The organism is Actinocrinis puniceicyclus (genome assembly GCF_018283645.1).
Lineage (GTDB): Bacteria > Actinomycetota > Actinomycetes > Streptomycetales > Catenulisporaceae > Actinocrinis > Actinocrinis puniceicyclus.
In genome coordinates, this window is the sequence record NZ_JAGSXH010000429.1 from 1 (window position 1) to 248 (window position 248).

The window sequence follows — 248 nt, forward strand, 5'->3', positions numbered from 1 at the left end:
CAAGCAGATCGACGGGGTGAACTGGCGGTACCGCACCGGGTCCCAGTGGCGCGAGATACCCGAGCGCTACGGTCATTGGAACACCGTCTACCAGCTGCATCGGCGGTACTGCCGGGACGGGACCTGGGCGGCGATCCTGCTGGGGGTGATCGAACAGGTCGAGGAGCTCGGCGACATCGACTGGTTCGTCCCCGTCGATTCCACCACCGTGCGCGCCCACCAGGACGCCTCGGGCGCCCTCGTCGATG

Annotated in this window: 1 protein-coding gene; it reads left to right on the top strand. The window is 67.7% G+C overall.

Features of this window, described 5'->3' with window-relative positions:
- A partial coding sequence (locus tag KGA66_RS29565) for a transposase (protein WP_211472960.1) occupies window positions 1-248 on the top strand: 248 nt, incomplete at both ends.